This is a genomic window from Microcoleus sp. B3-D2, assembly GCF_036705345.1.
In the GTDB taxonomy this organism is placed as follows: Bacteria; Cyanobacteriota; Cyanobacteriia; order Cyanobacteriales; family Microcoleaceae; genus Microcoleus.
This window is the reverse complement of record NZ_JAUBUG010000127.1, coordinates 1-7,663: the sequence shown is the minus strand read 5'-3', so window position 1 is coordinate 7,663 and position 7,663 is coordinate 1. Positions and strand designations below refer to the sequence as shown.

The following is a 7,663-nucleotide window of genomic DNA, read 5'->3' as shown; positions in this document are numbered from 1 at the left end:
AGCCATCGCCCGGAGGTCGCTCCGGGCGGGGCCGGAGCGCCTTTGTTAAGAAAGATGTGAGTAAGGCATAGCCTTAATAAGGGGGGGACAAGAGCAGTCAAAGTCCCCCTTATTAAGGGGGATTTAGGGGGATCGAGACTGGGCTACCAGCAAGAGATACGGAGGGTTTCAGCCTTAAGTTGACACCAATGGCTCTCGTGCTCACCCCACAATAAAATTTAATGTTTGTGGAACAGACATCATTCCTATTAAGCAAGAATAGTGCATGATGTAAGTAGACACCAATGCAATTAGCAATTACCAATTAGCAATTACCAATTATCAATTACCAATTACCTAAATGTTTAACAAAGTTTTGATTGCAAATCGCGGTGAAATTGCCTGCCGAATTATCCGCACACTCGATCGCCTCGGAATTGCTTCAGTAGCAGTATATTCTGAAGCCGACGCCCGCGCCAAGCACGTTTTCGCCGCCAGCGAAGCCTTTTGTATCGGTGCAGCCGCCGCAGCCGAGAGTTATTTGCGGTTCGATCGCATTCTCGAAGTTGCGCGCCAAACTAAAGCTCAAGCTATCCATCCGGGTTACGGCTTTTTGAGCGAAAATGCTGAATTTGCCGAAGCTTGTGCAAGGGAAAATATTGCATTTATCGGCCCGACTCCGAGTCAGTTGCGCTGCTTTGGATTGAAGCACACCGCGCGGGAAATAGCCGCTGCAAATCAAGTGCCGCTAACTCCCGGAAGCGAACTTTTAGCAAGTTTGGAGGATGCCCAAAAAGCGGCTGGGGCGATCGGCTATCCGGTGATGCTCAAAAGTACCGCAGGTGGCGGCGGCATTGGTTTGCAGGCTTGTTTTGGCGATCGAGATTTAGCAGAAGCCTTTGAAAAAGTACAGCGTTTGAGTCAAAGCAATTTTAAACAAAGCGCTGTTTTTTTAGAGAAATACATTCAAACAGCTAGGCACATTGAAGTCCAAATTTTTGGAGATGGCAAAGGCAATGTCATAGCCTTGGGCGAGCGAGATTGTTCGGTGCAGCGACGCAATCAAAAAGTAATTGAAGAAACCCCCGCCCCTGCTATTAGCGACGAACAGCGAAATCAGTTGTACAGTGCAGCAGTGCGGTTGGGAAAAGCGGTAAATTACCAGTCAGCAGGTACTGTTGAATTTGTGTTTGATGTCGATGCGAAACAGTTTTATTTTTTGGAAGTCAACACGCGCTTGCAAGTTGAACACGGCGTTACTGAAGCTGTCAACAACATCGACCTCGTTGAGTGGATGGTAAAACAGGCTTCGGGAGATTTGTTCCCCCTGGAAGAATACCGCTATCGGCCGCAGGGACACTCAATTGAGGTGCGAATTTATGCCGAAGATGCCGGCAAGAATTTTCAGCCGAGTTCCGGGTTGCTGAATCAAGTTGCGTTTCCCGAAAACGTCCGCTGCGACAGTTGGATAGAAACCGGCACGGAGGTTACTCCTTTTTACGATCCGCTGCTAGCCAAAGTAATCGTTTGCGGCGATAATCGAACCCAGGCGATCGCTCAACTCAAAGCTGCTTTAGATGCCAGTGAAATAGCGGGAATTGAAACTAATTTAGATTACCTGCGCCAGATTTTGGACGATTCCCGATTCAGCCGGGGCGAACTGAGCACGCGCTTTTTAAACTCTTTTGAATACGCACCTTTAACGATCGATGTATTGGATGGGGGAACCTACAGCAGCATTCAGGATTATCCGGGGCGGATCGGCTATTGGGATGTGGGCGTGCCGCCTTCTGGGCCGATGGATCATCTGGCATTTCGATCGGCAAATCGTTTAGTAGGCAATCCCGAATCGACAGCAGGATTGGAATTCACAGCGACAGGTCCAACTCTGCGCTTTAATGCCGATACAGTTATTAGTTTGACTGGTGCAACTATGAAGGGAACGCTAAACGGCGAATCGGTGCCGTTTTGGACAGCAATTCCCGTAAAAGCTGGCAGCATTCTCAAGTTAAAAGCCATTCAAGGCGGCGGCTACCGCACTTATTTAGCAGTGAAACACGGCTTTAATGTCCCCGATTATTTGGGCAGCAAATCAACTTTTGTACTGGGCAAATTTGGCGGACACGCGGGCCGCACGCTGCGTCCGGGAGATGTGCTTAAACTGCATCAAACTGCAACTCTGGAAGCGGAAATATCTTTGCCTCCGGAACTAATTCCCACCTACACCAATAATTGGGAAATCGGCGTTTTGTACGGACCTCACGGCGCGCCGGATTTCTTTACTGAGTCAGACATCGAAATGTTTTTCTTTACAGAATGGCAGGTGCATTACAACTCGACGCGGACGGGCATTCGGCTGATCGGCCCGAAGCCCACCTGGGCGCGTCAAGACGGCGGGGAAGCGGGTTTGCACCCGTCTAACATTCACGATAATGCTTACGCGATCGGCACGATCGATTTTACGGGCGATATGCCTGTAATTCTCGGTCTTGACGGCCCGAGTTTGGGAGGTTTTGTGTGTCCTGCTACTATTGTGCAGTCGGAATTGTGGAAAATCGGGCAACTAAAACCGGGGGACAGCATTCGCTTTCACTGTTTGAGTTTTGCTGAAGCTTTGCAGCGGGAATTAGCACAAAATAGGCAAATTGCTACTTTTAGTTTGCCTATTTTTGGGGAAAATGCGGAGGAATTGCCCGCAGTTCCCGCCTCTCCAATTTTGCACGAAATTCCCGAATCTCCGGGACAGGTTGCTGTTACTTACCGTCAAGCTGGGGATAAATATATTCTAGTTGAATACGGCCCGTTGGTGCTGGATTTAAATTTGCGTTTTCGGGCGCACGCATTGATGGAACAGTTGAAAGCAAATCCGTTGCCTGGTGTTATCGAATTAGTGCCGGGAATGCGATCGCTCCAAATTCACTTTGACAGTCGCCAGATTTCGCAACAGCAGCTAATGCAGGCGCTGATTGCGGCGGAGGCGGAACTTCCGGCGATCGAGGATTTGGAAGTGCCGGCGCGAATTGTGCACTTGCCTTTATCTTGGGAAGATGAATCGACGCTGTTGGCCATTGAAAAATATATGCAGTCTGTGCGATCGGATGCACCTTGGTGTCCCAGCAATATTGAGTTTATTCGCCGCATAAACGGGCTTGATAGCATCGAACAAGTCAGAGAAATTGTATTTAATGCTAGCTATTTAGTGATGGGTTTGGGAGACGTTTATTTAGGCGCGCCCGTGGCAACTCCCCTCGATCCGCGCCACCGTTTGGTTACTACTAAATACAATCCCGCCCGCACTTGGACTCCTGAAAATGCAGTGGGCATTGGCGGCGCGTATTTGTGCGTTTACGGGATGGAAGGGCCCGGAGGTTATCAATTTGTCGGTCGCACGGTGCAAATGTGGAATCGGTTCAAACAAACGGCGGATTTCCAGTCTGGTAAACCTTGGCTTTTGCGCTTTTTTGACCAAATCCGATTTTATCCGGTTTCTCATGAGGAATTGCACCGCTGTCGGGAAGAATTTATTGAAGGGAAGTTTAAATTAAAGGTTGAGGAAATCACTTTTAATTTGAGAGAATACAATGAGTTTTTGCATTCTATTGCGGGCAGTGCGGCTGAGTTTAAAGCGCAGCAGCAGGCCGCATTTAATGCAGAGCGCGATCGCTGGGCTGCATCCGGGGAATTTGAAGCTGAATCTGCCCCAGAATCCTCGGCGGATGTGGGTTCTGAAACGGCGGCGGAGGTTGCTTTGCCGAGCGGTTGTGAGGCAGTCGTCGCTCACGTTTCGGCCAATGTTTGGCAGGTGCTGGTTAATGTTGGAGATGCGGTTGCTGAGGGCGATCGCCTGTTAATTCTGGAAGCGATGAAAATGGAAATTGCTATTACTGCTGATGTTGCGGGCACTGTCGCCCAATTGTTTTGTGAAAAGGGGCAAACGGTGACAGCCGGACAAATTCTAGCGGCTGTTCAACCGAATTAATCCCTGTGTTGTCAGTTCGGGGACAGGGGGAAGCTAGGCAGCAACCAAATCAGTAACTACTCTCTGGGTTAGCCGCTGCATACGTTAGTTTTGATCCTCAAGGATTCTCTGCCAATTGGGGATTTATTGACCGCCGAGGTCGGTGGGCGGCCCGACCCCAATACCCGGATGTGAATTCCTTCTCCGAACGATTTGCTGTTGTCGGTGGCGGGCAAGAGTGGGGCTTCATTGCCCGCTAGACCATTGCATCACGCGATCGCCTCTAAAACTGTTTGGCCAAAGCGAATCGTTAATTTAGGATTTATCAGTGTTGGTATTTGTTGGCTCTGCACAATCAAGTTAAGAAAGGCGCAGATGAGCGAGACTGAGGAACATCAAGTTAATCTCCAGGTAGATTGAGATATTTTTGGAGAAGTTCAGCCAAATCACCAGCCAAGTTCCTAAATTTTTTCATGTTGTACAGCTCACCCAATAATATGGCTTCAGTATCAAAGGTAATTATCATCGGCGGTGGAATTGGCGGTCTGACCCTAGCCCGTGCCTGTCTCGATGTGGGCATTGCACTTGAAGTATAGGAGAAGCGCGGTCGGGATGTTATGCTCTCAGGGCCCGGAGGGATATTCATCCAACGCAATGCTTTGCGCGTCTACAAGCTCTTGCAATCAGGGCAGATTTACCAGCGCTTCTACCATTCGGGAGGCAAGATCCTCAAAGGTGGGTTTTTTGACCAAAAAGGGAAACCCCTCTACATTAACGCTCCTCAATTCATAGGCGAAGATGACTTGGGTGTCTGCCTCCTGCGACCTGAACTTCAGCAGATTTTATTGGAAGCCTTGCCAGAGGGAACGGTGCGGACTGGCGCTGCCTTTGATAAATTTGAGGACACGGGCAACGGCATTCGGGTCTTTTTCTCTGATGGTCACACTGCTGAGGGTGACATCTTAGTAGGGGCTGATGGTCTTTACTCCAAGGTACGGGCTAAGCTGAATGGTAATGAGCGGTTAGAGGAGCCTGTGTACAGTGGGACTTGCTGCTGGAGAGGCTACTTTGATGGCTCTGGCTTACCGCTCGATTCACAATACAGTTGGGCAGAATTCTGGGGTCAGGGCGATCGTTTTGGCTACTTCGATGTCGGTGGCGGTCGGTTTGCTTTCTATGCTTTCAACAACACCCCAGCGGGCGGTAATGACGATGCAGTGGGCGGTTCCTTGAATGCCTTGCGCTCTCTGTTTAAAGGCTATGCTGACCCAGTACCGGCTATCATCGAAGCTCTCGACGGGGAGAAGATTTACCGAGATGATATTGTAGATCGGCTACCGCTCGGAACCCAATGGGGGCAAGGGCGAGTTACCTTAATCGGGGATGCCGCGCACCCAGTTCAACCGAATATCGGTCAAGGGGGTTGTATGGCGGTGGAAGACTCCTTTGAACTAGCGAAACTGCTCTTGACTAGCCAAGGTGGTAGTGATACTGTTCCTTCTGTTTTGCGGCAGTTTGAAGCCAGTCGCACTCAGCGAGTCACTCGCGTATTCAATAGCTCCAGACAAATAGGCAAATTAGGGCAGGCGGATACGGCGATCGGATGTTTGTTGCGGAACTACATTTACAAGCTCACTCCTACAAGGTTGGCTGACTTGCAGTTCAAATGGTTGTTTGATTACCAACCTCAATGGAATCCGACCCGTACAAATCATTTAGAATAAGTTTGACATTGGGAAACACAAAATACTCCGTCAGTTTCCCAACGATGACCATTGTTAGAAACCTCTGTGGCGTTACAGTTAAGGTAATTCATTTCAGCCCTATTCGACAAAGAAGTTTACCCTAGCTTATTCATTTTACCTGAGAGTAAACATTACTCTTTCACCAATACCGCCTATATTTCAGGGTAAACCAATGACTCAAGAAAATAACTGGTTTGAGACAGCACGATTGGGAATGTTTGTTCACTGGAGTCATAGCAGCCAGTGTGGGTACGAATTATCTTGGCCGTTGGTCGGAGGCGTCTTTAGCCTGCCGTACTGCCAAGATGTCCCGGTAGCGGATTATCACCGCACCGCCCAAACTTTCAATCCGACTGAATACGACCCTAAAACTTGGGCGCATTTAGCGAAACGCTTGGGGATGCAGTATGTGATTTTGACGGCTAAACATCATGATGGATTTTCCTTATTTCATACCCAGCAATCCGACTTTTCTATTGAGTATGCCCCGTACAAAAAAGATATTGTCCGAGAATTTGTGGAGGCGATGCGGGCTGAAGGTTTGCGAATTGGGTTGTATTTTTCCTTGATAGACTGGCATTACCCTGACTACCCGGCTTTTACAGAAGCCGATAAACCGTATCAGTTTGGGAAATTCAGACAGCCGACAAGTTCTCAGTGGGAGCGCTACCTTGAATTTATGTTCGCTCAAGTCAGAGAATTGTTGAGCAACTACGGAAAAATTGACTTGCTTTGGTTTGATGGCGGTTGGGAACGAAAACCAGAACAATGGCAAGCTAAACAGCTACATGAAATGATTCGCTCGCTGCAACCGCATTTGCTAATCAACGATCGCCTCCCTGGATTTGGAGACTTCGATACCTGCGAGCAATTCATTCCTCCCCAACCGCCTCCGCGCACTTGGGAAGCTTGCCTAACTCTGAATGAAAGCTGGGGTTACAACCCGAAGGACACCCAATTCAAGTCAGCTCGCCAACTTATTCATACCCTCTGTGAAGTTGCCGGTAAAGGTGGCAATCTGCTGTTGAATGTCAGTCCTATGGGCAATGGGCAGATTCAATCTGAACAATTGGATTTGTTGCAATCCGTAGAAGAATGGCTGGCTGTCCATGCCCAGAGCATCGTAGGAACAAAGCCTGGACTGGAACCTTGGCAATTCTACGGCCCTTCTACTCGGCGGGGCAATCGCTTTTACTTATTCTTGCTGATGAAGCCCTACGACTCAGTAACAGTAAGAGGTGTACCTATTAAACGGATTCAAGCAGTTTATCTGCTAGCTGGAGGGCAGTTATTGGAACACTCAACTCGCTGTGCCATTTTCGATTCTATGTTAAGTGCCGATCCTCTTGGGGAGTTAACGATTCAAGTGCCTGAACAAGCTCTCGATCCCTATGCTACGGTGATTGCAGTTGATATTGCTCCAGCCAACGATCCTTAGAACAAGATTTGGCCAGTGTAGCGATCGCACTTCTTGACTTCCTACCCCAGGAGCCGATCGCATCCAGCTCAATCTCACGATCGCACTTTGGGTTCCATCTTATACAAATCATTCAGAATAAGCTTGACATCGGGAAACGTGAAATACTCTTTCAGTTTCCCAATGCGATAATTGGTAGTCCTCCATAGTCAGGGTTAAGATAGTTTTTCAATTACTTCAAAACTCGTTAGAATGATGGATAAAATCCCTGAGAGATGCCAATATAATTTGAAAGTTATTTAGAAAAATTAAGCGTTTTTCTCACCAATCGACAGAGCCTCGACCTCAGAGTATTATTAAAATTTTCGGAGTCATAAATTTTACCACTATCCTTGTCTTCCCCTTTGTGTCTTTTGCCAGTAAAAACTGCGGACAAAGAGATACCAAAATCTGTATGACTGACAGCAAATTGCCTCGGTCACTGGTGCTAAATAGGGCTTGCTGAATAAGTTAAGAAAAATCACGATAGCAATTGAGGAATGATTCAAGTTCAGCGACACATAA

3 protein-coding genes are annotated in these 7,663 nt (G+C 48.2%); all 3 read left to right on the top strand.

Going from position 1 to position 7,663, the window contains the following annotated elements; translation table 11 throughout:
* Nucleotides 1-340: 340 nt before the first annotated feature.
* Nucleotides 341-3,958: an urea carboxylase gene (gene uca / locus QUB14_RS27550; protein ID WP_333221264.1), complete on the top strand. Its 3,618-nt coding sequence runs from the start codon at nucleotides 341-343 to the stop codon at nucleotides 3,956-3,958.
* A gap of 596 nt (nucleotides 3,959-4,554) precedes the next feature.
* Complete coding sequence (locus QUB14_RS27545) at nucleotides 4,555-5,661, top strand: FAD-dependent monooxygenase (RefSeq protein ID WP_333221266.1); 1,107 nt, start codon at nucleotides 4,555-4,557, stop codon at nucleotides 5,659-5,661.
* 193 nt (nucleotides 5,662-5,854) lie between these two features.
* On the top strand, nucleotides 5,855-7,120 hold the full coding sequence (locus tag QUB14_RS27540; RefSeq protein ID WP_333221268.1) for an alpha-L-fucosidase: 1,266 nt from the start codon (nucleotides 5,855-5,857) through the stop codon (nucleotides 7,118-7,120).
* Nucleotides 7,121-7,663 lie beyond the last annotated feature (543 nt).